Origin of the sequence: Candidatus Nitrosotenuis chungbukensis, assembly GCF_000685395.1 — an archaeon.
Taxonomy (GTDB): domain Archaea; phylum Thermoproteota; class Nitrososphaeria; order Nitrososphaerales; family Nitrosopumilaceae; genus Nitrosotenuis; species Nitrosotenuis chungbukensis.
The window spans coordinates 137,678-161,673 of record NZ_AVSQ01000020.1 but is presented as its reverse complement, the minus strand read 5'-3'; the positions used below and the strand labels follow the sequence as shown (position 1 = coordinate 161,673).

Annotated in this window: 28 protein-coding genes; 16 read left to right on the top strand and 12 right to left on the bottom strand. The window is 44.8% G+C overall.

From position 1 onward, the window contains the following. Positions 1–68 precede the first annotated feature (68 nt). From NKMY2_RS08880 to NKMY2_RS08865, 4 genes are all read left to right on the top strand, one after another. Positions 69–725: a response regulator gene (locus NKMY2_RS08880; RefSeq protein ID WP_042687225.1), complete on the top strand. Its 657-nt coding sequence runs from the start codon at positions 69–71 to the stop codon at positions 723–725. Beyond that, positions 726–1,532: a hypothetical protein gene (locus tag NKMY2_RS08875; RefSeq protein ID WP_042687222.1), complete on the top strand. Its 807-nt coding sequence runs from the start codon at positions 726–728 to the stop codon at positions 1,530–1,532. 102 nt (positions 1,533–1,634) lie between these two features. Next, the gene (locus tag NKMY2_RS08870) at positions 1,635–2,087 is read left to right on the top strand and encodes an eL15 family ribosomal protein (RefSeq protein ID WP_042687429.1); all 453 of its coding nucleotides are present in this window, start codon (positions 1,635–1,637) and stop codon (positions 2,085–2,087) included. Between the two features lie 31 nt (positions 2,088–2,118). Continuing rightward, positions 2,119–2,604 carry a hypothetical protein gene (locus NKMY2_RS08865; protein ID WP_052347692.1) on the top strand — a complete coding sequence of 162 codons (486 nt, stop codon included), beginning with the start codon at positions 2,119–2,121 and terminating at the stop codon, positions 2,602–2,604. On the opposite strand, the gene NKMY2_RS08860 is transcribed toward NKMY2_RS08865, so the two are convergent. Then, on the bottom strand, positions 2,594–3,256 hold the full coding sequence (locus tag NKMY2_RS08860; protein WP_042687218.1) for a peroxiredoxin family protein: 663 nt from the start codon (positions 3,254–3,256) through the stop codon (positions 2,594–2,596). The genes NKMY2_RS08865 and NKMY2_RS08860 overlap by 11 nt on opposite strands. A gap of 395 nt (positions 3,257–3,651) precedes the next feature. On the opposite strand from NKMY2_RS08860, the gene NKMY2_RS08855 reads away from it, so the two are divergent. Next, on the top strand, positions 3,652–4,140 hold the full coding sequence (locus tag NKMY2_RS08855; RefSeq protein WP_042687216.1) for a HEAT repeat domain-containing protein: 489 nt from the start codon (positions 3,652–3,654) through the stop codon (positions 4,138–4,140). Here the strand turns inward: NKMY2_RS08855 and NKMY2_RS08850 are convergent. The 3 genes from NKMY2_RS08850 to NKMY2_RS08840 are packed head-to-tail and all read right to left on the bottom strand — an operon-like array spanning position 4,137 to position 8,879. Beyond that, entirely contained in the window at positions 4,137–6,218 is a 2,082-nt protein-coding gene (locus tag NKMY2_RS08850) for an AAA family ATPase (protein WP_042687214.1), read from the bottom strand. The genes NKMY2_RS08855 and NKMY2_RS08850 overlap by 4 nt on opposite strands. Next, on the bottom strand, positions 6,215–7,351 hold the full coding sequence (locus NKMY2_RS08845) for a DNA repair exonuclease (RefSeq protein WP_042687427.1): 1,137 nt from the start codon (positions 7,349–7,351) through the stop codon (positions 6,215–6,217). The genes NKMY2_RS08850 and NKMY2_RS08845 overlap by 4 nt, the downstream gene beginning before the upstream one ends. 1 nt (position 7,352) lies before the next feature. After that, a complete protein-coding gene (locus NKMY2_RS08840) occupies positions 7,353–8,879 on the bottom strand; it encodes an ATP-binding protein (protein WP_042687210.1) in 1,527 nt (508 codons plus the stop codon). A gap of 186 nt (positions 8,880–9,065) precedes the next feature. Between NKMY2_RS08840 and NKMY2_RS08835 the strand changes: the two genes are divergently transcribed. Together NKMY2_RS08835 and NKMY2_RS08830 are read left to right on the top strand one after the other, a co-directional pair. After that, positions 9,066–9,422 (top strand): DUF6659 family protein, encoded by a 357-nt coding sequence (locus NKMY2_RS08835; RefSeq protein WP_042687207.1) that lies wholly within the window; start codon positions 9,066–9,068, stop codon positions 9,420–9,422. 111 nt (positions 9,423–9,533) lie between these two features. Beyond that, positions 9,534–10,343, top strand: coding sequence for a hypothetical protein (locus NKMY2_RS08830; protein ID WP_052347690.1), 810 nt, complete (start codon positions 9,534–9,536; stop codon positions 10,341–10,343). On the opposite strand, the gene NKMY2_RS08825 is transcribed toward NKMY2_RS08830, so the two are convergent. Both NKMY2_RS08825 and NKMY2_RS08820 read right to left on the bottom strand, forming a co-directional pair. Beyond that, on the bottom strand, positions 10,340–11,389 hold the full coding sequence (locus NKMY2_RS08825) for a V0D/AC39 family V-type ATPase subunit (protein ID WP_042687204.1): 1,050 nt from the start codon (positions 11,387–11,389) through the stop codon (positions 10,340–10,342). The genes NKMY2_RS08830 and NKMY2_RS08825 overlap by 4 nt on opposite strands. A 249-nt stretch (positions 11,390–11,638) precedes the next feature. Further along, positions 11,639–12,478: a DNA double-strand break repair nuclease NurA gene (locus NKMY2_RS08820; RefSeq protein WP_042687199.1), complete on the bottom strand. Its 840-nt coding sequence runs from the start codon at positions 12,476–12,478 to the stop codon at positions 11,639–11,641. 258 nt (positions 12,479–12,736) lie between these two features. Here NKMY2_RS08820 and NKMY2_RS08815 point away from each other — a divergent pair, with 258 nt between their 5' ends. The 3 genes from NKMY2_RS08815 to NKMY2_RS08805 all read left to right on the top strand — a co-directional run bounded on the left by NKMY2_RS08815 (position 12,737) and on the right by NKMY2_RS08805 (position 15,350). Then, complete coding sequence (locus tag NKMY2_RS08815) at positions 12,737–13,555, top strand: aspartate dehydrogenase (protein ID WP_042687196.1); 819 nt, start codon at positions 12,737–12,739, stop codon at positions 13,553–13,555. A gap of 95 nt (positions 13,556–13,650) precedes the next feature. Further along, positions 13,651–14,586, top strand: a complete 936-nt coding sequence (nadA, locus tag NKMY2_RS08810; RefSeq protein ID WP_042687194.1) for a quinolinate synthase NadA — start codon at positions 13,651–13,653, stop codon at positions 14,584–14,586. A gap of 83 nt (positions 14,587–14,669) precedes the next feature. After that, positions 14,670–15,350, top strand: a complete 681-nt coding sequence (locus NKMY2_RS08805) for a PAC2 family protein (protein ID WP_042687191.1) — start codon at positions 14,670–14,672, stop codon at positions 15,348–15,350. A 36-nt stretch (positions 15,351–15,386) separates the two neighbouring features. On the opposite strand, the gene nadC is transcribed toward NKMY2_RS08805, so the two are convergent. The 3 genes from nadC to NKMY2_RS08790 are packed head-to-tail and all read right to left on the bottom strand — an operon-like array spanning position 15,387 to position 17,032. Beyond that, positions 15,387–16,211 carry a carboxylating nicotinate-nucleotide diphosphorylase gene (gene nadC, locus NKMY2_RS08800; protein WP_042687188.1) on the bottom strand — a complete coding sequence of 275 codons (825 nt, stop codon included), beginning with the start codon at positions 16,209–16,211 and terminating at the stop codon, positions 15,387–15,389. Positions 16,212–16,213: 2 nt separating this feature from the next. Then, positions 16,214–16,402: a transcription elongation factor subunit Spt4 gene (spt4, locus tag NKMY2_RS08795; RefSeq protein WP_042687185.1), complete on the bottom strand. Its 189-nt coding sequence runs from the start codon at positions 16,400–16,402 to the stop codon at positions 16,214–16,216. A 3-nt stretch (positions 16,403–16,405) separates the two neighbouring features. After that, entirely contained in the window at positions 16,406–17,032 is a 627-nt protein-coding gene (locus NKMY2_RS08790) for a DNA-directed RNA polymerase (protein ID WP_042687182.1), read from the bottom strand. A gap of 243 nt (positions 17,033–17,275) precedes the next feature. Here NKMY2_RS08790 and NKMY2_RS08785 point away from each other — a divergent pair, with 243 nt between their 5' ends. The 5 genes from NKMY2_RS08785 (at position 17,276) to NKMY2_RS08765 (ending at position 22,022) form a co-directional block, all read left to right on the top strand. Then, the gene (locus NKMY2_RS08785) at positions 17,276–18,358 is read left to right on the top strand and encodes an Mrp/NBP35 family ATP-binding protein (protein ID WP_042687179.1); all 1,083 of its coding nucleotides are present in this window, start codon (positions 17,276–17,278) and stop codon (positions 18,356–18,358) included. A 2-nt stretch (positions 18,359–18,360) separates the two neighbouring features. After that, positions 18,361–18,846: a GTP-dependent dephospho-CoA kinase family protein gene (locus tag NKMY2_RS08780; RefSeq protein ID WP_042687177.1), complete on the top strand. Its 486-nt coding sequence runs from the start codon at positions 18,361–18,363 to the stop codon at positions 18,844–18,846. Positions 18,847–18,952: 106 nt separating this feature from the next. Next, positions 18,953–19,492: an inorganic diphosphatase gene (locus NKMY2_RS08775; RefSeq protein WP_042687176.1), complete on the top strand. Its 540-nt coding sequence runs from the start codon at positions 18,953–18,955 to the stop codon at positions 19,490–19,492. Between the two features lie 74 nt (positions 19,493–19,566). Next, positions 19,567–19,947 (top strand): hypothetical protein, encoded by a 381-nt coding sequence (locus NKMY2_RS08770; RefSeq protein ID WP_042687175.1) that lies wholly within the window; start codon positions 19,567–19,569, stop codon positions 19,945–19,947. 35 nt (positions 19,948–19,982) lie between these two features. After that, positions 19,983–22,022: a sodium-translocating pyrophosphatase gene (locus NKMY2_RS08765; RefSeq protein WP_042687172.1), complete on the top strand. Its 2,040-nt coding sequence runs from the start codon at positions 19,983–19,985 to the stop codon at positions 22,020–22,022. 15 nt (positions 22,023–22,037) lie between these two features. Here the strand turns inward: NKMY2_RS08765 and NKMY2_RS08760 are convergent, their stop codons facing one another. The 3 genes from NKMY2_RS08760 to NKMY2_RS08750 all read right to left on the bottom strand — a co-directional run bounded on the left by NKMY2_RS08760 (position 22,038) and on the right by NKMY2_RS08750 (position 22,865). Further along, positions 22,038–22,193 carry a hypothetical protein gene (locus NKMY2_RS08760; RefSeq protein ID WP_157832514.1) on the bottom strand — a complete coding sequence of 52 codons (156 nt, stop codon included), beginning with the start codon at positions 22,191–22,193 and terminating at the stop codon, positions 22,038–22,040. A gap of 132 nt (positions 22,194–22,325) precedes the next feature. Further along, positions 22,326–22,505 (bottom strand): hypothetical protein, encoded by a 180-nt coding sequence (locus tag NKMY2_RS08755; RefSeq protein WP_042687166.1) that lies wholly within the window; start codon positions 22,503–22,505, stop codon positions 22,326–22,328. 102 nt (positions 22,506–22,607) lie between these two features. Further along, complete coding sequence (locus NKMY2_RS08750) at positions 22,608–22,865, bottom strand: DUF2024 family protein (protein ID WP_042687424.1); 258 nt, start codon at positions 22,863–22,865, stop codon at positions 22,608–22,610. Between the two features lie 117 nt (positions 22,866–22,982). Between NKMY2_RS08750 and NKMY2_RS08745 the strand changes: the two genes are divergently transcribed. Beyond that, positions 22,983–23,990 carry an aldo/keto reductase gene (locus NKMY2_RS08745; RefSeq protein WP_042687163.1) on the top strand — a complete coding sequence of 336 codons (1,008 nt, stop codon included), beginning with the start codon at positions 22,983–22,985 and terminating at the stop codon, positions 23,988–23,990. Positions 23,991–23,996 lie beyond the last annotated feature (6 nt).

Below are 23,996 nucleotides of genomic sequence, written 5' to 3'. Positions count from 1 at the left end.
GTTTTTCACTTGGCGATGACTCTGCATGGATCGATAAGATTTTTTAGTGATTTTTTTATCCCAAGTTGTTGATAACTGTAGCCATTATTGACAATGATGACGATACCATACAGGTTTTTGCAGAGTATTTGGAATTACTTGGCGTCAAAGTTGTTTTGATAGGGCACAGTGCAGAACAAGCCGTTGGGATTTACAAAAAACATAGGCCGGACGTTTTGTTTCTGGACTTGATGGCACCTGATTGTGACGGAATTTCCTGTCTGAACGAAATTCGAGCCATAGACCCGCAGGCCAATGTGATTATCACTGCCACACATTTGACTGCAGAGGACGAAGAAAATCTGGACAAACTAAAGCCAAATGAGATCATCCTCAAGCCTTTTGATATGAAAAAATTAAAAGCGATTTTTGATAAAATGATAAAAACAGATCATCCTGCCATTACTCATGTGGATGATGCGAAAAAGGCACTTGTGAGTTTTACAATAACGCAAGCACTGCTCCAAATGAGCCAGTCTGCAGCAAGTGAGGTTGGAAGCCGCTTGTATGCAAAGTATCATTGCTATTTTTCCGACTGCCTTGGGCATCCAGAATACCTTAAAGACATTCTTCAGGAGATATTTGGAAATGGCTCTGACGCAATAATAAAAACGATCAAAGAAAAACTTGCCGCATATGGAGATCAGCAGCCAATATCTGACTTCCTAGTTGTCTTGGAACGATAATTGCAAACTAGCCTGCTTTTGTCTGGCAAAAAGCCTCTGGCCTCCTTACTTGCCATTGTGGCATTTGCCATGATGGCTGCCAACTATTTTGGGGAAGAGCATGCTGTTCTTACTTCAAGCTTTCTGAACCTTGCAATCACAGTCCCACTAGTCGTCGTATCTGTCGCATTGCTGATCAAAGATGGGACCAAGGGGAGTTTTGGCAAGGCGTGGGTTTTTTTTGCCTCGTTTATTATTTTGTGGTTTGTTGCAGAACGAATTTGGATGGTTGACGAGTTAGTCTATCGCCAAAATCCTTTCCCATCCGCGGCAGATTTTTTTTGGCTGGCTGGCTATCCGATTTATTTTGTTTTTGCATTTTTTTATCTGAGGACATTCAAAAGTTCAATTTCAATCAGGCTGACTGTGTCTGTAATCTGTCTTACCATCACAATGGCCGGATTTTTGGCGTATTATTCTGGCCTTCAAGAATCAGATCTGCCTGTCTTTGATACTCTACTCGGTCTTGTCTATCCGATAGCAGATACGCTTTCTCTTGCGCCAATAATTATTGGTCTGATTTTGTTCTTTAGAGGGGATGTGAGCTTTCTTTGGTCTTGTTTGTTGTTTGGCATGTTGTGCTTTGTGGTTGCCGATTACGGGTTTTTCTTTTTATCATTAGACGAGAGCTATCGCACTGGACATCCAATTGACATTTTGTATCTTTGGGCATATCTCTTCTTTTTGTCCGGATCTTGTAATTACGTCAGAATATTCAAGAAACGAAACCAGGATAACAGATTTGACGATCAAGCTGACCTTAGATAGATTGTTTTCTCGCTCCGGTGTGACGTGCTTTTGGTGGAGGATGCGAATTTTCCATCCCATATCGCCGTATCGGATATTAAGGGGGGTGAAATAGTGCGAATAATGCTCAGTTCCCAAGACAAAACCTGGCTTAAGATGTGGCAACAAAACTCGCCGGAAATACGAGAAAAAGCCGTAATCTGGAGAAAACAGAACGCGTTTACCAGACTTGAAAAGCCAAGCCGAATCCAAAAGGCAAGAAGCCTAGGCTACAAGGCAAAGCAGGGAATCGTGGTGATTAGGGCTCGTGTCGGAACCGGCGGAATGAGGCGAAAAAGGCCAGTTGCCGGAAGAAGACAAAAGCACTTGGGTGTAACTCGAATAAAGGCAGACGTTAGCATGAAGCAGGTGGCAGAAAACAGAACTGCGCAAAAATACAAGAATCTAAAACTACTTGGCTCGTACTTTTTGTACAAGGACGGATTTCATTACTGGTTCGAAGTAATCCTAGCTGATCCTTCACATCCGAGAATCTCAAAAGACAAAGAGCTACGAAAAAGAGTAATCCCGGCCTAAATTGAAATTTATTTTATTTCTGATTTTATCAATGATTGTAGTAGTTCCTGCGTTTGCCGTACCTCTCTCTGATAAGACCGGGCTCAAAACCAAGTTCGATGTTGACGTCGGTGACAAAACATATGTGATTGAGACTGTTGCAAACTTTAACATCGACGATGTGGCGTTTTACAATGACACGCTTGTGTTTCAAATCTCAAGCGGGCTACAGAACAATCTCTTGGAGCTGCAAATTCCGCAAAACATAACAAAAGGAGAAATTCATCTGTTCCTAAACGAACAGGAGGTCGTCCCCAAAATACTGGCAAACCAGAAAATTTCTTTTGTAACGCTAGAGTTTCCAGGAAACGGGACTCATACACTCAAAGTAAAAAGCGACTTTACACTTGTTCCGGAACCTGAGATAATTCAGGACGAGCCCGTGAATATGGTGGTAATATTTGTGGCAGTTGCAATCATTGCAATCGCTGCCGGTAGCGTGATGATGTACAAGAAAAGAAAGCCAGTTACTCGTTGAGCAGTTCTTGAATCATTTGTTCAATGTGGCCTGTCTGGCCAAACGAGACGTCGCGCAAAATTCCCTTCCTGTCAACTAGGATAGTTGATGGCGTGCCGCGCAGGGAAAACGTATCAAACGTGTATGCCGAATACTCCTTTGACTTGAAATAATCCTTGACTCGCTGTATTATCTGGGATTTGTAGTCTTCTGGCTGCGAGTCAAAGTCGGGAAGCTGGCTTTTTATGAAATCAGTTACCTTCTCATTGCTTACGACTCCCGTCTCTTTTGTCAAGAGGTCCATCCCGAGCGGGAACGGAATCTTGTATGGGATCTTGCTTCCATCCACTGCCCTGCCGTACTGGGAGAGTGCCTTTTTTGTCTCGCCGATTGTCTCGCCTGTCTTTGCCAACAGTTCTAGGTTCTCTAATGTGTTTTTGTCAAAATCCTCAAACGCAGTGGCAATGCCAAGAACTGTTACTCCCTCTGAGTGATATTTTTGGTAAATGTTGATTGCCTCTGGAATGCCGTACAGAAAGCAGCCAGGGCAGTTTACCTGGAACACCTCGACTAGTACGATGTGATCTTTTTCCTGATCAAAGTTAGTCGGCATCCCCTGAACCCATTTTGAAACGCCCAAGTTTGGCGCCTTTTGGCCTATCTGTGCTATCAACAACGAAAATCAATCTGTTTGGTATATTATCATTATTATGAGAACCTGATTTGTAAAACAGTTTGGATGAATTGTCGGGAATTACATAATAACCAACTTGCTAAATAAAACCAATACGAGAAATTCCCAATGTTTGAGCTAGGCAAAATGTAAGTCGGTTGTGCTAATAATATGAACCCCTACCAGTCCCCACGTAAAGCCGAAACTGGATTAGGTTCAGACATATTACCGCAGGAACTGCGGGAATTAACGCCTGTGGAGATCATACGCTCGGTCAAGGAAACAGGAAAATGCTATCTGACTCGTCCGATAGTCGTTCACTTTAAAAATATACCGACTATCTTTGATTTTCAAAACTAGGATAATATAGTACACAAATAATTTCAAAATCATACATGGATGCAGTACCGGAAAAAAGGCTCGCCCTTTTTGCGCAAATGGAAGAAAGGTATGAAAAAAAAGATGTCGACTATTTTGTCAGCCTCATCACACATGAGGACTATGTGGTTCGAACCCGGGCAACATGCATACTAGTTGACTTTGGAGGCGAGGACAAGATCCCGTACATTGCAAAGGTGCTAAAGCACGACCCAAACGAGCTTGTGCGACACGAGGCTGCGTTCTCATTAGGGCAAATGGGGTACAGAAGCGCCATCCCACACCTTGAAGACGCCACACTGCACGACCCAAGCATGTTTGTGCGACACGAGGCAGCCATTGCACTAGGTGTGGTGGGCGCAAAGGACGCAAAACACGTGCTGGAGCAAGCACTCAACGATCCGAGCGTTCCGGTGGTGGAATCTGCCATAGTTGCACTCTCAAACATTCAGTTCATGGAAAAGCTTAGCAAGAACGAAAAGTTTGCCAAGCTTACTGGCGGCTAGAGCAGCGCAACCTTAGTTCCGTTCTCGCCTGACTCAAATTTGTATATCTTCTCGACACTAGAGTCCTCGAAGATTTCCGCATCGTGCGTTATTATGATGAACTGGAGGGGTCCAGTAACACCTGTTATGTCTGATAGCTGCGAGAGCACCCTTACTAGGGCGCGCCTGCGTTCCCCGTCAAGGTGGGTTGTCGGCTCGTCAAGTATTATGAAGTTTAGATTCGACGCGCCAAGCAGGTGTGCCATGCCAAGTCTCAATGACAGCGCAACGCTGACCTGCTCTCCCCCGCTCAACGAATCAATGTCAATCTGGCTGTTCTTTGAATAACATGTAATCGTGATGTCTCGCGTTTTTTCTGATAGCTCTACTCTGTGAATCTTTGTGTTAAGTATGTCAAGGTACTCTGATGCTTTTGCAGAAATTGTCATTAGCGCCCATGACCTGAGGCTTGTTGCAACTGGGCCGTCGCGGTCATACACGCTGGATTGGATGTCGTCGATTTGGAGCAGATATTTTCTGACCAGACTTAGTTCTGATAGTATGGAACTTATTTTTGCAACTCGCTCGTCTGCCCTTTTTATTTTCTCCGTGATCGCGCCGTATTTTTGATCAATCTGGCTTAGTTCTTTTTGCTTTTGCTCCAAATCCGTTTTTAGTTCCTCGAATTCTTTCTGGTTAAATCCGGAGACCTGTTTTTCCAAGTCTGATATTGTATCATACATGGTCCTGGCATGCGAGTCAACTGACGCGAACTGCAGCAGCCCGCCTTCTGTGCTGACTGTGGGTAGTGCACTGATCTGCGCTTTCTGCGAATCCACTTCTTTTCGCACTGCCTCGATTTGCCCCGCATTCTGTATGGAATGGGCATCAAGTGTGGATCTTGCCGCAATTGCCTTTTGCAGCTTTTCGGAGGTCTCTTTTTTTTCTTTTGAAAGTGCTAGTTTTTTCTGCTCAAGCGCGTGAATTTCTGATTCTGCGCTTTGCTGCTCCTGTCTTAGGTGCTCTATTTGGAAAATCGGCTTTAGGCGGTCCACTGCAGAGTCACATACTGGGCACTTGCCGTCTTGGAGCTGCAGTTTTTTTGCCAGAGACTCGTGCTCCTTTAGAACTGCCACCTGCTTTGATAATTCCTGGATTTTTTTCCCGGCGCCCTCGATTTCGGATTCTGTCTTCTGCAGTGACAACTCCAGCGCTCCCTTTGAATCTGCATACTCAAAGCACCCCTGGCAGGCCTGAATCTTTCTCTCCTTTTCTGAAATGTTTTTCTGAATCAACAGTATTGCGTCTTTTGCATATTTTACAAGCTCGCTTTTTCGCTGCTCAATCTGTGCCAGCATGGCCTTCTTTGGGGATTCTGTTTCTATTTTCTGCTTTATCTTTTGCAGCTCTGCCTCCTCAAGGACCTTTTTTTGCAGAAGATCTGCCTTTTGTGGCTCGGCTGATTTTATCTCGTCATTTAGTGTTGTGATCTCCTTGTTTAGAATGTCGATGTGGGTGTCGTCATATCCTAGTCTCTGCTGGACTGCCTGGCGAAAGTTTTTCTGAACTATCTTTAGGTTTCCTGCCGCAGTGTCCAGCTTGTCTATCCCGATTATCGCGTTGAGAAGTTCCTTGAACTCCTTTGGTTTTGCCTTGATTATGGAGTTTAGCTCGCCCTGCTGGACTATGGATGCGACTTTGAGCTTGGTAAAGTCAAGGCCTATCCTGGATTCAATTTCGCCTGTCATGGACTCGCCAAACTGCTTTCGCTCACCTGACGCAATCGGCAGCGTCTCTCCGTTTCTTATCTCAAACAGCTGGGCGCCAAGCGTTCCCTTTGAGTCGATTTTTCGCTCGGCCTGGTACTGTTTTCCGTTTAGCGTAAAACTTACCTTGGAATATGCCTGGCTTGTGCCTCGCCTGATGAGGCTCTTGTTTGACTTGCGCGTATGCTCTCCAAACAACGCAAATGTTATCGCGTCGATGATGCTTGACTTTCCGGCACCGTTGTGCCCTACAAACACCGTCACACCTTCTTCAAAGTCAATCTTTGTCTCAGAGTGCGAAATGAAGTTTCCGAGCTCAACTGATGTTATCATTTTGTCCCCTTGAACTGCTCGAACCTTTCCATTATCATCTGCCCCGCCTCGTCAGTTCTGTTTGCCGATAGAAGCGGCAAAAGATCCCTTATTGCAAATGACGCCAAGTCTGTCTTGCCAAGGCAGTTTGCCGCAAGCCTGATCAATTCGTCATCGATGCTTGCAGGCCTGTCGAGAAGCACTGACGAGTTTCCATCACTGTTCTGGGTCAGCCTCCAAACATAGTGCAGCGTGTGCGGTGCAAGGCGGGCCATCTGATTTTGAACAATGTCTGATTCTATGTTGTCGCCTGAAATTTTTATCTCTACTATTGGCTTTTTTGAAAGTTTTGAAATCTTTTCCAAGACATCGCTGACTGTTTTCTCTAGGTGATCAAATTCCGTTTTTTGTGACATCTGCGGACGGGTGTCAAGCCTTACCCAGTTTGGGACTGCATCGTTTCCTGAAATGTCTACCTCGTAAAACCCTTTTTGCGACTCTTTTATTCCCTCACTTGTCGTCATTTCAGTTGATCCTGGATACGCTACCGGCCCTGAGAGATGTGAAAATTGTTTTAGGGCGTGGTCATGCAGGTGCCCCATGGCATAGTAGGTAAAGTTTTTTGGAAGATCAGCTGAGCCAAGCTCGCCGGCAAACTTGTTTATCTCAGATATTCCCTGGTGCATCACGAGGATTTTGTGGCCCCTGTGATCTTTTGCCGCCCTGTCTACTTGGGAAAACCTCTCGTAATACTCTGGCATCTCGCCTTTTCGAATCTTGTCAAATCCTGCAATCATGACGTCTTTGTGGATTACTGGCCTTCCATGCCCGACGTATCTTGCGTACTCCAAGTTGTGGTACACGTACGGGATGGGCGTTGAGCGAATCCTGCTGATGTCGTGCTCGCCTAGCACAAAAAACGACTCTATCTGGCTTTGCTTTAGGCGCTTTAGCGCATTTGCCATCTGTATTATTGCCATGCCGCTTGGGTTTGGGACATGGAATATGTCGCCTGCAAAAATGACAAAATCGACATGATCCTTAATCGAGATATCGACTGCCTCGTTAAACGCACTGTACATGTCGTTTTCCCTTTCTTCTAGGCCGTACTGTATCAGGCCCAAGTGAGTGTCGGAGATGTGGGAAAATATCATCTCAATCAAGCAGAAGGTCTTTTTGGATCAGTCCCTGTGTGGATTCGACTGCAACCTTGTCGAACTTTTTTGCGTACTTCCATTCTGAGACTGCGTTTTTGTCAGAGCCCACCACCTTGTCCTTTACCTCTTCGATGTGCACGATGGCCGGAAGGTTGACCCACTGCCCTACAAACACCGCGTCTCCGACATTTAGTGATGTCAGCTGCGTTATGAGGTCCTTGCTGATTGACTCTGCAGCAGACGATATCTGGTGCTGGTCGTCCTCCTGGACTATTTTCATTACCGCAAGTGAGCCCATCTGGCTTAGGACGTTTGGATCAATGTTTCGCGGCCTCTGCGACACGATGCACAGGCCTAGCCCGAACTTTCTCCCCTCCCTTGCAATTTTTGCAGCCCAGTATTTTGTGTGAGTGTCCTCTCCCTTTGGGATGAACACGTGCGCCTCCTCGATTATTACAAAAATCGGCGAATCGAACCTGTAGTGGCGGCCTTCTTTGTTTTTGGAGTTTTTTGCCAGAAGTGCCGCCTTTCTGTCGTTGAGCAGTTCCTGAAAATAATATGCAAGTGCAACGTTTGCCTGCTTTTCTGAGAGCTCCGACACGTTTAGCACGTTTACCCTCCCCTCCTTTATCAGTCCGAGAGGATCCATTATGTCGGGGTCTAGCACGTCTGCAAACCTGTGTCTTGCATCATCGATTTTGTCCTGCACCCTGTCTGCAGAATGCCTGTCGTCTTTTCTTTCGGGGTTTGCGCCAATCATTGCCACGTTGTGGTCAAGTGCGTCCCAGAAGTTTTTTGCCTCCTTTACGTCGTGTGTAAAAGCTAGCCTGAGAATGCGGTGCTGGATGTCTGCGTTTTCGCGAATCTCAAGCACGTCTGACAGAGTGTTTGAATCCAAAAGCCTCGGGTTTATCTTTGCGTCAATTACGTTAATCCCGGGTATGTGCAAGTCTGGATAGTCGTTGTGGTAGTCAAAAATTATCAGCGTCCCGTCAAGTCCTGAAATCTGTTTTGCAAGTAACGATACCAGGTTGCTTTTTCCCATTCCAGTCATTGCCAAAATCGCCAAGTGCCTTGAAACAATTTTGTTGAGGTTCACCTTTGCCTCGATTTCCGAATTTCTCAAAAGCGTTCCAATCCTTACCCATTCTTCTTTTTGCGGGCCAAATATTGTTCCAAGATCGTCCTTTGTCGCATTTAGGACCGCGGTTCCCGGTATTGGCGGAATTGCAGGAAGAACAATCCTGCTTTTTTGTAAATCTGTCAAGTATCCTAAAATTGTTATTTTTGCAGTGTAGCTCTTGTCCCTGGAGTTTAGGTCTGCTACCTCCTTGCTCTCTACTGCCTCGTCATAGTTGTGGATGTCATTTAGCGCAGCACTTGAGACAAACGAGCGTTCCACCAATCCGAGGAGCTTTCCATCCTGCGCACCAATCACGACATACTCGCCAACTGAAAGCGGCCTTGATGTTTGCGCAGTTACTGCCGTTGGCTTTGACTCGCCAATTACGACCCCAAGCGTCATGTCTTCCCCATTGATATCATCTGAGCGTTGATTGATTTTTGAATTAGTATCTTGCGATGTATCACAGGAAAACTATCTGTCAGTGATAAATAAATTCAAAGATTTGCCGACCCTTGACAAGATATGTGTGTCTGTGAGTCTTTTGCAAAAACGAGGCTTTAAGAGGCAAAGTTACCATCACTACCCATGGATTACATCAAACTGCACAAGGACATCATGGAAATAGATCCTGACATCCGATTCGTTACAATTGTTGACATCGAAGGAAGGCTGATGGCAGGCGGTCAGCGCGAGGGATTGTCCAACTATCTTAGCCCTGACGAAGAACGCCAATCAATCCGACATGCAATTGAGGCGTGGAAATTGAGAATGCATTTTACCGGTTCCATAGGGAAGGGCAAATACGTGCTTGCCGAATATGAGAAAATCAAACGCATGACCATACCTATTGACGAAAAGCATGTGATTTACATGACTACTGAGGTTGGCGCAGATCACAACAAAATAATCAAAAGCATCCTAAAACTGATCTCTCAGGCGTAGGAAAAAACATGCAATTAATTTTACTTTTTTTAAAAATTTTTTATAAATTTTATATTGTTTTTGGAATCAAATCAAATTGTTCTCTGAAAAACAGATATTCTTAATAATATAATGCGCGTAAGCAAAGGCACGTTACAATATCCTGACTCTATCATATCGTCGACAGTAGAAGACAAGATTGCAAAAAAGGTTCACAAGCACCTAATGTCCCTTGGGCTTGACTGCAAGCTCTTGCCTGATGGCACAATGGACTTTGAGTATGACTATCCAAGATCATCCCTTGACGGCCCAAACCCTGGAACTGCAAGCCGGGGAGTGATGAGGGTAAATGACAGCATAGACTACATCGACATTCTAAAAAGAAAGACCGTTACAAAAAGCGAATTTGCCCCGGGCGGCATGTATGGGATGGGGATAGCAGAAGGCACCACGTGGAAGATGAGGTATTTCATTTCATTTCCATCAGATGTCCAAATTGGGCCGCTAAACATAGGAACCCTGACAAAAGTCCTAAAGGGCAGGTTCAACTCAAAGGTCGAAGATTTCATCTGGGATGGATATGGCAAGCTTACAACTCTTCCGCCGGGACTCATCCAGGACGATATCATTGCAATACTAAACGCTGACAAAAAGCTACATGACCTCATGATGAAGTCGCTACTAAAGGAGCGAATAATCACAGTCTCTGTATACACTCCAAAGGCAAAGGTCAGCTATGAATACCTGAAAATAGTAAAGGACGACTCCTACTGGTACAAATACAAGCCGAAAAAAGAGTCATATGCAAAAATCCTCATAACTACTGACTGGAAGTCGCAAAAGGACCTGTTCATTGACAAAGAGGCACTTGAAATGTATCAGAGAATTGCCGCAAACATCAAGGGCACCGTGGACAAGCTCAAGTATCATCTGACAAACTAGTCTGAAATTTCTTTAACCACCAGTCTTGACATCGTAGTGTCTGGTGGAATTTTCTGTTCTACTGCAAACGCGATTGCAGATAGATTTCTTACCTCGTATTCGATTAATCTCACTATTGCGACAACCGTCGAAAAGCCAAACATTTTGCTAAACTGGCTTTGCATTGTTTTGTAAACATACATCTCAAATGCGCGCTCAAACTGGCTGATTGCGTCAATCGCGCTTTCCTCCTGCGGTATTAGGCTTCTGTATTTTGTGCTTGCCAGCTCGTTTAGCGCGCTTTTTATGGAATCTGAGGAAATCATTCTTGTAAGGATTTCCTTTGAGGAGCCCGATGCGCCCGGGATGATCAGGTCCTGGATCTGGTTTTCATCAAGATTCCAGAACTTGCCCCTCAAAACACACAGCATGTTGTAATAATCGATTTCTGTCACGCACAGCGTGTGCAGATTAAAGTCAGTTGATGTCTTTGCAACATGGTTTAGATTTTCATAGAAGAACTTGTCAAAATACAGGTCCAGTATCTGAATCTGTTTTTTCTCATGATACAGAGAAAACGCCCTTTCGACCTCCTCGCCTATCCCTATTCCCTTTAGGGTGGTTACTGCCTCTTCGACATCCCTTGCGATGAGCGCCTTGACTACTATGTCTCGCTCCCTGATCAACTCCATCGCGTGCAGGTTTACTGATGACTCTATTTCGGCCTGGCTTCTCCCGAGTATCTTGCCCTTTAGAATGATTTTGAGATTCTGCAAGACGAATTTCAAGTAATATGCAAACAATACGTTGGAGCCGCCAGCTGCCTGCATCATCTTGTAGTGCATGTCTGCCTGTCTGTCCCTTAACGCCATCTCGATTTTTGCAGACGAATACGGTTTTGTTACTTTGGAAATTGCGTCACCATATGACGTTCCCTTTATTCTTGTGATTAACTCATCCAAGTCTCTTGACTCTGAGAGCATTTGAAGATCCTTTCTTGTGAGTAGCTTTCCCTTTAGGCTGTACGATTTCACACCTGCATAAACTGACAGTGAACTTGTGGCCAATTACAATGCGTCACAATGACTTACATTAATCATTTTACATTGTTTCGATCTTAAAAAAATAAGAAATGTAAATATTTGATTTTTTATTATGAAAATTGGATATTTTTTTGTAAATTATTATAATTTTTAATCACGAATGATTTTTGAAATAATGTGGGAAACCTGACTTGCGACTAGAAAAATTTGCCTCGTCTGGAAAAACCAGTTTGAAATATTGCAAATTTGCATGATCAAATCAAATTCAAAAAATTATTCCAATACTTCCCTTGAGCCAACCTCGTTTGAGATTCCATAAAGGCTGACAAGCTTGCCCAGGTCTGCACCGCTTATCTTGCAGTTCTTGTGCGCAAGCTTGAGGGCGTACGGGTATCCTCCCACGCTGTTCTTGTAGAGTTTGTCAAGTAATGATTTGACCTCGTCTTCTGTGTGGGTGTCGCCTAGCATTTCTATTTTGATCAGGGGTGTAGAGTCGCTCAGCCTTGCATAGATTGACGATATTGCCTTGTCCTTTCCAAACTTCCTATCAACATGGACTTTGCTAAACCCGGGCGTCTTTGTGGCATGGTTGTAGTAAAATATGTCTCCTGCAAGTGACTCTAGGTCCAAAAACTGCATTCTAGTGTTTGACGTCTTGGCGACAAAAACCACATTGTTTCTTTTTTCCATTATCCTCAAAATGGTATGCGTAAGCACCGATTGCCTTGTCATGAACTGGGAGTATAGCGAGCCGTCCATCAGCGTAATGTCTACGAGATCAACTGTCTTACCGCATGCGTCAATTTCCATCTTGCTTGCAATTGATGACAAGTCCGAAACATCGCTGCCAAGCCCCTGTTTGTGGTCGTCGAAAATTATCTTGCCGTCAGTTCCTATGGACACTGCTGTTACTACCCAGAGCTCCATTCCCTGGAACTTGGTGCTGTTAAAACTGCTGTCGATTCCTGCCATGGTGCAGTCCTGTTTTTTTGGCTTGTACTCTACCCAGTTCTGCCTTGCGCGATCGACAATCTGCTCAAATTTGGGTCCTCGCAGAATAGACAGCGTGGCATCCCTGTTCTTGATTGCCTCCTTGTAGACCGTGTTTAGCATACATGACGTTTGTTACATAAAATAAAATCTTTGAGATGCAAATATCCTTTACACAAGACTAGCATTGAACACTCAAAAGATCAAAAAGACTACTTTTTTCGCCAGTTACGTGCCGCTTTCTGATCTGCTGATCTTTGGTGCTTTCCTTTTTTTCGCAGTGGCATGAAATAGGATGAAAATCTAGGCTAGTTATGTCTTCGCATTTGATTCGTCTGGCACCGACTAAATTCATTTAGGACAATAATCCATCGATATCTGTTGAAAAAAGTAGGACTCTTGGGGTGTGGCGCCATTGGAACAGAAATCGCACTTGCAATCGACTCTGGAAAAATCAATGCGATGCTAACTCACATTTACGATTTTGACAAAAACAAATCAGAGGCACTTGCGTTAAAGCTGGCAAAAAAACCGGCAATAGTTGAAAACCCCCACATGCTCTCGTCAAACCCCGTCGATATTGTAGTCGAAGCTGCGTCCCAGGACGCTGTTAGGAATCACGCGCTAAGCATACTTCAGAACAAAAGAGACCTGATGGTAATGAGCGTGGGCGCTTTGCTTGACGAATCCGTCCTAGACGTGCTAGTCGAGGCGTGCTCTGAGTTTAAGAAAAGCATCTACCTGCCGTCTGGCGCAATTGCGGGACTGGACGCAATCAAGTCTGTGAAAAACGAAATCGACTCCATATCCATAACCACCACAAAAAACCCAAAATCGCTCAAGGGCGCAAAATTTTTTGAGGCCAATCCAATGGATGTTGATTCTATCAAAAACCCAGTTACGCTATTTGACGGAAACGCAAAAGATGCAGTGAAACTATTTCCTGCAAACATCAACGTGGCGGCGCTTCTAAGCCTTGCAGGAATTGGAAGCGAAAAAACGAAAGTGAGGATAATTGCAGACCCTAACACTGACAAAAACACCCATGCCATAGAGGCAAAGGGGAAATTTGGCAGACTCTCCATAACTGTGGAAAACGTACCAGATCAAAGAAACCCAAAGACAAGCAGGCTTGCAATCCTGTCTGCAATAGAGTGCCTTCGGGGAATCTGTTCTGACGATATGCAGATAGGCACATAATGTTGGCAAAAATTGCCGTAATTGTCCAGATTTTAGAAAATTAACACTCTGATCTTATTCTTTAAATGAATAATGCCGCTCATGAGTATGGTCGTATGTTATCTGAGCAAATCTTGAAACTAAAGCGGGAAAAGGACGTGGTCATCTTGGCCCACAACTACCAGCTTCCTGCAATCCAGGATGTGGCAGACTTTGTTGGCGATTCGCTTAGCTTGGCAAGGCAAGCTGCAAAGACTCCGCACAAGACAATTCTGTTCTGCGGGGTTCACTTTATGGCAGAGACTGCCGCAATAATTTGTCCTGACAAAAAGGTGCTCATACCAGACCTTGCCGCAGGATGCTCACTTTCTGACTCTATTACAGTTGACCAACTGAGAAACTGGAAAAAAGAACATCCTAATGCAATAGCGGTAGGATACGTGAATACTACTGCAGAAATAAAATCCGAGCTTGATTACTGCTGCACATCATCAAATGCCGTAAACGTGGTAAAGTCGATTCCTGAAAACAGAGAAGTCTTGTTTTTGCCTGACATGTTCTTGGGCTCTTATGTTGCCAAGGTGACTGGAAGAAAAAACATGTACATCTGGGCAGGCGAATGCCACGTGCATGCCGGAATCAGATCAGAGGACATACACAAAAAACTAGACTCACTTGCAAATTCCGAACTGCTGGTTCATCCAGAATGCAGCTGCACATCACAAATAATGTATGAGGTGGCAGTTGGCGATTACAAAAACAGGCAGGTCCAAATTCTTTCAACTGAAGGGATGATGAACTATGCAAAACAGTCAAGCGCAAAACAATTCGTAGTCGCAACCGAGACTGGAATTCTGTACAGAATGCAGCAGCAAAACCCTGGCAAGACGTTTGCCCCGGCATCAGATAGTGCAGTGTGCCAGTACATGAAAATGATCACACCTGAGAAGGTCTATGCATCTTTGAGGGACGACAAGTACGAAGTGAGGGTTTCAAAAAACATCGCAGACAAGGCAAGGACTGCAATAGAACGGATGCTTGCAATTAGCTGATTCTTTACATTAACTGCATTTTCAAAAAGGCCAAACATCTGTCTCTGAACACCAGTTTTAAGTGAGTAGTCACGGGGTAAGGTGTGGAGTTTTTTCAAACAGAAGAGCCAGCAATTGAAAAACCGATAATTATTGCGGCGATGCAGGACATGGGCAACGTTGGCAGCATAGTTGTGAATTTTATCAACAACAGCCTGAGGACAAAAAAATTCAGAATTGCAAAAACCACGTTTCCCACATATGTCTTGGACCAAGGGGGGTACATCGACTTGCCAAACGAAATCTGGGAATATCGGTATGCTGACGGGCTGATTGTTTTTGGAGGCGATACTGGACAGCCGCAAGGCAATGACGAGCTGCACTCGCTTTGCCAGGACGTTATAGACATTTCAAGAAAATATTCCGCCAAGTTCATCTACACCGTTGGTGGGTTTCACACTAACCGGATACTGGACAAAGATCCCAAGACCTTTGTCACAACCACGTCAGCTGAACTAACAAAGCAGATGCAGGGACTGGACATAACGACGACTCCGCAAAAGTCCGTCATCACTGGGTTTAACGGGCTGATTCTGGGATTTGCAAAGCAAAACGGAATTTCGGGAATTGGGATGTACGGCGAGCTAAACGAGCCGCAAATTCCCCAGTACAGGGCAGCTATTAGCATAATCAAAACTTTGGAGAAGCTGACGTATAGGAAATTTGGAAGCACTGACCAGCTAGAACTTATGGCGCAGGAAGTCGAAAAGAGTTTTGAGAATTGATCAAAAGCGGCAACTCAAACTGACTTTACAATAAAACTAAACTTCTAGACTAAAGTCAACTGCCTTTGCGGAATTTGTAATGCTTCCAATTGAAATCATGTCGACTTTGGTTTTTGCGTATTTTCTTATGTTTTTTGCATTGATCCCGCCAGATGCCTCAAGTCTCACCCTGCTCCGCAGCCCGAGCTTCTTTAGGGCCAAAATAGTACTTGAGATTTTTTGCGGCGTAAAGTTGTCCAGCATTATTATCGGAGTGCCAAGGCTTGCAGCTAGGATTGCGTCATGTTGAGTGTCAACTTCAACTTCAAACCTGTCTGATTTTTTCTTTGCCAGCCTGATCAATTCGATTATCGAGCCTTCCGCCGCAATGTGGTTGTCCTTTATCATTATCATGTCTGACAGCGCTACTCGGTGCTTTTTTCCTCCGCCAATCATTACTGCCTCTTTGTCAAAGAATCGCAGGCCTGGCGCAGTCTTCCTTGTGGAGTAGATGTCTGTTTTTGGGCTGGCACTTTTTACAATTCTGACTATCTCGTTTGTCGATGTGGCAATCCCGCTCATTCGCGAAAGCAGGTTCAGTGCAGTCCTTTCGCATTTGAGAATTGATCTTGCGGGGCCTGAAATTTCCAACACTGTCTGATTCGGTCTTGCATGGGATCCGTCTTTTCTTAGAATCCTCGCCCTGCATCCGTTCATTGTAAAAATTTCTTTTGCAAACCGTACTCCTGCGACAACGCATGCTTGGCGCGTGATTATTTTTGCGACAATTTTCCTGTTTGTTATTATTCCAGACGTGACATCGCCAGACCCAATGTCTTCTTGCAAAAATCTGGCTAGTTCTTTTTTTGGACTAAAGCCCAAACCTACGTTACCTTTAAGGCAAATTTCCCTTTCTGGGTAATTCCCAACGTCTTTGCGACGTGAGAATTTTCAGGATCAGAAACGAGGACAACTCCTGTCCAGTCTGGCGTCAAATCAGATGACTTGCATAACGGACAAACCTTTCCAACAAAAACATGCTTGCATTTTCTGCATGCCATCTCTCGCACCATTTCTTATTTCTCCTTCTTTTCTTTTTTCTCTACTTTTACTTCCTTTACTTCTTTTTTATCGCTAGTGCTGCTGCCGTCTTTGCCTGACTTTTTAATCTCCTCTGCAATCCACTCCTCTGCGCCAAGAAATGGCTGTCTGCACGTGATTCCTATCTTGCCCATTGTTGCGGCTTTTCCAAGCGATACTGCGGTGATTCTTGAGCGAATTGTAGAGCCGACTTTTAGCGTGCGATTGCTCTGCTTTGCAATGATCATTCCGGACTTTACATCGCTTTGTAAATAGTCGTCCATTACCTGGGACAGGTGCAGCAATGCGTCAGTCGGCCCGATTCTTACAAATGCGCCAAAGTCTGTAATATCGACAATTTCGCCCAAAACGATTTCCTGGAGTTTTGGTGTAAATGTGAGTGCCTCAAATTCTACTCTGTGGTATGTGCCGCCGTCGCCGGCAATCATTTTTCCCATTTCGTCCACTTTGGCCTCTAAAATCATAATGATGTATCCTAATTCGGCGTTGATCATGCTTTCGTATTTTTCCTTGAGAATGCTAATTCCGGCCTTTTTTAGCGAAGTGCCAAACATACTTGGCGGAATTCTTACGACATCCTCTAGAGTAGATATAGAAAACAACTGTACAAAACTCCCAAACCTGAATTTATGAATCTTTGGGCAAATTTCTGCATTTCTTACACAAAAGCGCCGAATTACCAGATAACATTTTGCAACTATGACCTATTCATCCTGTCAAATTTTAGTTTTTTATCTGCCTGCGAGAATTTCTGCTTAGGTATCCCTAATCTGTAATATTTTTGCAAAATTTGCCGTTTTGTATAGTAACCTATCTTTAAATATTGTAAAAGGGGATTTTTTTGCATGGTTGGCGTAGACCAAGTGCTGTCAAAGCTTGCAACGGTAATTGATCCTGATTTGAAAAAAGACATCGTGTCGATGGGGATGATAAAAGATTTGGAGTTAAACGAAGGTAATCTAAAATTTACACTTGAGCTTACTACTCCTGCATGTCCGTTTAATGATCAAATAGAACAAGATGTGCGAAACGCAATTGGAGAAATTTCGGAAATCAAAAAGTTTGATCTAAACGTGACTGCGAAGGTGATGGAGGGCCGCTCACTTGATGCCGACGAGGCGATGGCCACTGTAAAAAACATAATTGGCGTTGCAAGCGGAAAGGGCGGCGTCGGCAAGTCGACTGTCTCACTGAATCTGGCACTTGCACTTGCACAGTCTGGCGCTAAAGTCGGGCTTCTTGACGCAGACATCTATGGGCCGAGCATCCCGCTGATGCTTGGAATGCAAAAGGCGTTCATGGAAGTTGAAAACAACAAGCTCCAGCCTGCGACATCGCACGGAATCCAAGTGGTATCATTTGGGTTCTTTGCAGAGCAGGAACATCAGGCCGCCATATACCGAGGGCCAATCATTTCTGGAATACTAAAACAGTTTCTAGTTGACACGAATTGGTCGAATCTGGATTATTTGATAGTCGACCTGCCTCCGGGGACCGGGGACATACCGCTCACTCTGGCACAGACCATTCCGATTACTGGCATCCTAGTCGTAACTACGCCACAGGACGTTGCATCAAATGTGGCAGTAAAGGCAATTGGAATGTTTAGCAAGCTAAACGTTCCCATAATTGGAGTAATTGAGAACATGAGCTATTTTCTGTGCCCTGATTGCAAAAACAAGCACTACATCTTTGGAGAGGGCGGCGCCAGAAAAATCAGCGAAAAATACAACATTCCGTTTGTAGGCGAAATACCGCTAAATTCTGGAATCATGACTGGCTCAGACATTGGCAAGCCTGTAATAATTACCGACCCCACATCTCCATCAGCTGAGGCAATAAGGTCCGCTGCAAAAAACGTGGCAGCGCAGTGCAGCATTCTTGCAGCAAAGCTAAAAGAAGAAATGCAGGGCAATATAGCCGCATAGACGTGAAACTGCCCGAATCCCTCCGAGAACAACTAAAGACTCCACTTGGCGTTTTGCTCCGCGACACATCAAAAGAAAACATTTTGCATCACATCCCAAAGGGCTCGTTTATCATCACAGTGGGGGACGCGACAACGGAAAAAATATTATCATTTGGCATGATTCCGTCGCTTTCAATTGTTGACGGATTTGAAAAAAGGCAAAAAAGGGACATTCCATCTGGCGGCGTGACAAAGATGTCCTGCGACAATCCTGCAGGTCAAATCACCGCGCAAAGCATCGATACCATACGGAATGCCCTCAAGTCAAAACTTCCAGTCCAGATTATGGTAAGCGGCGAGGAAGACCTGCTTGTACTTCCCGTCTGCGTGCATGCGCCGCAAAACTCAGTTGTGCTGTACGGCCAGCCAAACGAGGGACTAGTTATAGTCAAAGTAACACAAGAAATTAGAAATAAAACGCAACAATTACTCAATCTAATGAACTAAGGGGGTGTGATGAGACGGTGGCTGTATGACTTATGATTACACACTAAACTCTGACCCTTTTTGTTACGATCGAAACATTAGATTAATCCAAACCTGAGAAAAAACCATGAGCAAGAACTTTTGGCACGACATCGAAACAGGACTTGACATTCCGGAGATAATCAATGTGGTAGTTGAGATCCCAAAGGGGTCGCAAAACAAGTACGAGTATGACAAAAAGCACAACATGATGAAGCTGGACCGCGTACTGTTCTCGCCATTTCACTATCCTGGCGACTATGGGATAATCCCGCAGACGCTGTCTGATGACGGGGATCCACTTGACGCACTGGTCCTGGTGACAAACCCGACATATCCTGGAATACTGATCGAGTGCAGGCCGCTGGGGCTGCTCAGGCTCACAGACGAGGGCAAGGCAGACGACAAGATAATCTGCGTTTCAATAAACGACCCAAGATACCTAAACACAAAGGACATCACAGACATCGAGTCCCACAACCTAAAGGAGATGGCGCACTTTTTCCAAGTGTACAAGGACTTGGAGGGAAAAAAAGTCGAGGTGCTGGGATGGGAGTCTGCAGAAACTGCAAAAACTGTCATAATGGACGCTGTGAAAAACTACAAGAAAATACTGAAAAAATACTAGTGTCATTCCAGTGAACAAACCTCAGTACAACAATTGACACCGCATGATATAGAATGATTTTATGAGCCCATTCCATGAGGTTGGATCCTGACCTGAGGCTGAGCATTCTAGAAAAAGTCGGAATCTATTCGAGCAGACTTGCCATATCAGAACCGCGGGTGCTCATGAGCACAAAGGAAGTGCTGGGAATGCCAAAGGAAATTACGTCCGGAAGGCGCACCACCGCATACAAGTATTACGGGGTGTCGTACCTTTTGCACAATTTGGTTTTCATCAACGTCAAAAAGATCCCAGACGAAAGGGCGCTGGATCACACCATATCGCACGAACTGGTGCACCTGAGGTTTCCGTATCTGAGTCATGGAAAGCGGTTTAACAAATTGACCCGCCAAGTACTAAGGGGCAAAACATTTAGTCCGTACCAAAAAAGAAAACAGCCCAATTTTTCTAGATAGTTTATATTTCCTAGGAATAGGCATGCAAGTATAAAATGGAGCTGCAAGAAATTATTATCCCAGTGGGTGCAGCGATCGCTTCTTTCGCTGTTGCAGCCGTTTATGCCGGATGGGTAGCAAAACAAAAAGCTGGAACCAAAGAAATGATGGACATCTCCGACGCGGTAAAGGTCGGAGCATCTGCGTTCATCAAGCGGGAAATGAAAATCATCATACCAATTGCAATCGGACTGTCTGTGGTAATTGGATATTTTATCGGTCTATCAAACGGAATCGCATTTGCAGTAGGCGCGGCACTCTCTGCAGTAGCCGGCCTGATATCGCTAAAAATCACCGTAAAGGCAGCAGTCAGGGCTGCAAACGCAACTGGCAGCGGAATCGGCAAGACGTTTGCACTTGCATTTAGGGGCGGTGCAACTGTGGGACTTGCGGTTCCCGCAATGGCGCTACTTGCATTATCATTATTGTATCTGGTGTATCCAGACCCAATCACAATTGCAGGCGTCGGAATCGGAGCTAGTCTAATCGCACTATTCATCAGAATCGGCGGGGGCATCTTTACCAAGGCAGCCGACATGGGTGCAGACTTGGTTGGGAAGGTGGAGGCAAACATTCCAGAGGATGACCCGAGAAACCCAGCCACAATAGCAGACAACGTGGGCGATAACGTAGGGGATGCGGCAGGTATGGGCTCTGACGTCTACGAGTCATACGTGGTTACTGTTCTTGCATCGCTTTTGATTGCAGCGCTGATTGGCGCTCCAAAGATTTTCCTTTATCCAATACTGATTGGCGCATCCGGAATGATTGCATCAATAATCGGAACTGCGACGATTGGCTCAAAAAATGTCGCAGATGTGATGAAGCCGCTCAACAAATCGTTTTACATTTCAGCTGCAATTGCAATCGGACTAAACTATGCGCTCATCACAACATTTATCGGAAATGACAAGATGGCATACGCCTTGTTTGGAAGCACCATCATTGGTGTGATACTCGTTCCAGTAATCCAAAGAATCACTGACTATTACACAAATTACAGATACAAGCCTGTAAACGAAATTGCAGACTCTGCAAAATGGGGCTATGCATCACTCACATTAATGGGAATAATCAAGGGAATGCAGTCAACTGGACCGTTCATGATTGCACTAGTTGCAGCAATCATACTGTCATATGCAATTGCATCCTCTGCAGCACCAGACCCGTCGCAGGCATTGCTCTATGGAATCTTTGGAACATCGCTTACCGCAATGGCAATGCTAAGTCTTGCAGGAATCGTTCTCAGCATAGACGCGTTTGGACCAATTGCAGATAACGCAGGAGGAATAGTCGAGATGACTGGCATGGGCGAGGAGAACCGCAAGGTGACTGACCAAATCGACGCAGTTGGAAACACCACAAAGGCAGTGACAAAGGGATTTGCAATTGCAAGTGCCGGACTTGCTGCGCTTGCCATGATACAGGCATTCCAGTACGAGGCTGCCAAAATTTTTACAGGCAAGGTTCTTGATTATAGCCTTTCAAACCCTGCAATGGTAGTAGGCCTGCTTGTCGGGGGACTGATTCCATTTATCATAACAGGACAGCTAATCGGCGGCGTATCACGCGCCGCATCAAAGATGGTAGACGAGGTAAGGCGCCAGTTCAAGGCCGACCCTGAAATCCTGACTGGCAAGTCAAAGCCTGACTATGCCCAGTGCGTGGACATTGCTACCGTTGCATCACTAAGAGAACTTTGGAAATCTGCATCAATTGCAATTGCCGCACCGATTGTTCTTGGAATAATTCTTGGCCCGCCCGCAGTCGCAGGATTGCTGATGGGATCTGTTGTTACTGGAATCTTTTTGGCGTATCATCTGGCAAACACCGGAGGCGCATGGGATAACGCAAAGAAGCTAATCGAGATGCAGGGACGAAAGGGAAGCGAAGAACACAAAGTTGCAGTAGTCGGCGACATCATAGGTGACCCATACAAGGACACTGCAGGACCTGCACTGAACACAGTAATCAAACTCCTAAACACTGTGGCAATCGTGTTCGTAGGTGCCTTTGTGGCAATCCTGGTTCTATAATCCGAGTTTTAAAACTCAGGCATAAAAGCCATATTCGAACTTGTCAAACGTGTCGGGCTTGCTGACTCTTCCTCTGCGCTCCTCGATGTATCTGTCGAGTTTTTGCAATTGTATGGAGATTGGAGAGTCGCTCTCTCTTGCACCATAAATTTCAGCGTGAACCCTTTCCAACTGTTCTCGGTTCAATCTTACTTTCATCATGGGGTATAATGGAGCCCGCTTAATGTAAAATTGATCAAAAATTGTTTGTCTGATTTAATCAAAAAGGCATTTTTTGCAAAACAAAAGATTACGCTTTAAAGCCTATTCCAAAACCCGCGTCATGTCGAGCTCGTCAATCTGGGCCTCGATTGTCTTTCTAAGCGTGTTCTTGTGTTCGTCGCAGAACCAAAAATAGCCGTCGATTGTCTCAAAGCAGCCGCAAATCCACTGCGTCTTTTTGTCCCCTTCTACTGTTTGCTTGTTGTACGGGGGGTTTGTCAATGATATGGTGTGGAATCAAATCAATTAAAATCTATTTCATGGTTTTGTGTCTGGTCAAAAATGCGTGTTGGGAATTTTAAAAATAATAAAAAGTAAAAAAAGCTATGGGCAGCCTTCCATTTTTTGGATGAAGAACCCATTAGTTTTGATTGCATCCTCTACTGGCTTTGGGGCACCCTGTGAGTGGCAGAACTGACACTCTTCAGTTGTCACTTTAGCTCCTTTTTCGCCAACAGTTTCTAGCCATTGCTTGGCATATTCGATTGCCTTGCCGTGGTCTTTGACGTCTGTTATGACATCAAAATGCATCGTATGACCGTCTTTGGCCTCTACGTATGTGTCGTACACGTGTATTTCCATCATACTTGTCCTTTACAAAAAGGGATATTTAATTCAAGAAAGAAGCATACTGTGGAATTATTTATGAAATCTCATTCTACGTTCTTGCAATCAATTTTCAGAAAACCATAATCTGACATGTCGCAAAAAACCTACCAATTAGCATCCGACTTGCAAATCTGCCGAATCCTAAACGGTATGTGGCAGGTAGCCGGCGGCCACGGACAAATTGATCGGGAGTCTGCCGTCTCTGAGATGATGTTGTATCATGACTCTGGTTTTACCACATGGGACATGGCAGACATTTACGGGCCTGCCGAAGAATACTTGGGAGAATTTAGAAAAAGACTTGCAAAGAAAAAGGGCGAATCAGAACTTGACAAAATTCAGGCCCTTACAAAATTTGTCCCAAGCTCCGGTCCTATGACTAGGTCGATCGTGGAGCATTACATCGACAAGTCCATTCGCAGAATGAATGTGAAAACAATCGACGTGGTGCAGTTTCACTGGTGGGATTACTCTGACACAAGCTACCTTGACGCACTGCACCATCTCTCAAAGATTAGAGATGATGGGAAGATACGGCATATAGGACTGACAAACTTTGATACCGAACGAATCAAAACCATGGTGGAAAATGGATTCAATCTGGTGTCAAACCAGGTGCAGTATTCCATATTGGACCAGAGGCCTGATACGCTGATGGCTTCGTTTTGTAAAAAACACGGCATCAAACTGCTCACATATGGAACACTACTTGGTGGATTCATGTCTGAGGGTTATCTGGGAAAATCAGAGCCCACAAGATCTGACCTGTACACGTTTAGTTTGCAAAAATACAAGAACATGATTGATGCATGGGGTGGGTGGACACTGTTCCAGGATCTGCTGGCAGCGCTTGACTCTGTGGCAAAAAAGCACCATGTCGGAATCGCAAACGTTGCTACAAAATACATCTTGGACAGGCCTGCTGTCGCAGGTGTGATAATCGGCGCAAGGCTTGGCATAGCAGAGCACAGATCAGAGAACGCAAGAGTATTCTCGTTAAACTTGGACAAAGAAGACAATGAAAAGATAAAGTTTGTGACGTCTAAATCCAAAGACTTGTTTTCTTCTATTGGCGACTGCGGGAGTGAATACAGATGATTCGTG

Excerpts from the sequence above, each read along its gene's own strand:
- NKMY2_RS08840 (WP_042687210.1), bottom strand. The coding sequence starts at position 8,879 with ATGACGCTTGGGGTCGTAATTGGCGAGTCAAAGCCAACGGCAGTAACT.
- NKMY2_RS08865 (WP_052347692.1), top strand. The coding sequence starts at position 2,119 with ATGATTGTAGTAGTTCCTGCGTTTGCCGTACCTCTCTCTGATAAGACC.
- NKMY2_RS08775 (WP_042687176.1), top strand. The coding sequence starts at position 18,953 with ATGAGCAAGAACTTTTGGCACGACATCGAAACAGGACTTGACATTCCG.
- nadA (WP_042687194.1), top strand. The coding sequence starts at position 13,651 with ATGTTATCTGAGCAAATCTTGAAACTAAAGCGGGAAAAGGACGTGGTC.
- NKMY2_RS08750 (WP_042687424.1), bottom strand. The coding sequence starts at position 22,865 with ATGGAAATACACGTGTACGACACATACGTAGAGGCCAAAGACGGTCAT.
- NKMY2_RS08845 (WP_042687427.1), bottom strand. The coding sequence starts at position 7,351 with ATGATATTTTCCCACATCTCCGACACTCACTTGGGCCTGATACAGTAC.
- NKMY2_RS08765 (WP_042687172.1), top strand. The coding sequence starts at position 19,983 with ATGGAGCTGCAAGAAATTATTATCCCAGTGGGTGCAGCGATCGCTTCT.
- NKMY2_RS08745 (WP_042687163.1), top strand. The coding sequence starts at position 22,983 with ATGTCGCAAAAAACCTACCAATTAGCATCCGACTTGCAAATCTGCCGA.
- NKMY2_RS08830 (WP_052347690.1), top strand. The coding sequence starts at position 9,534 with ATGCGCGTAAGCAAAGGCACGTTACAATATCCTGACTCTATCATATCG.
- NKMY2_RS08835 (WP_042687207.1), top strand. The coding sequence starts at position 9,066 with ATGGATTACATCAAACTGCACAAGGACATCATGGAAATAGATCCTGAC.
- NKMY2_RS08870 (WP_042687429.1), top strand. The coding sequence starts at position 1,635 with ATGCTCAGTTCCCAAGACAAAACCTGGCTTAAGATGTGGCAACAAAAC.
- spt4 (WP_042687185.1), bottom strand. The coding sequence starts at position 16,402 with ATGGTGCGAGAGATGGCATGCAGAAAATGCAAGCATGTTTTTGTTGGA.
- NKMY2_RS08850 (WP_042687214.1), bottom strand. The coding sequence starts at position 6,218 with ATGATAACATCAGTTGAGCTCGGAAACTTCATTTCGCACTCTGAGACA.
- NKMY2_RS08785 (WP_042687179.1), top strand. The coding sequence starts at position 17,276 with ATGGTTGGCGTAGACCAAGTGCTGTCAAAGCTTGCAACGGTAATTGAT.
- NKMY2_RS08770 (WP_042687175.1), top strand. The coding sequence starts at position 19,567 with ATGAGGTTGGATCCTGACCTGAGGCTGAGCATTCTAGAAAAAGTCGGA.
- NKMY2_RS08820 (WP_042687199.1), bottom strand. The coding sequence starts at position 12,478 with ATGCTAAACACGGTCTACAAGGAGGCAATCAAGAACAGGGATGCCACG.
- NKMY2_RS08855 (WP_042687216.1), top strand. The coding sequence starts at position 3,652 with ATGGATGCAGTACCGGAAAAAAGGCTCGCCCTTTTTGCGCAAATGGAA.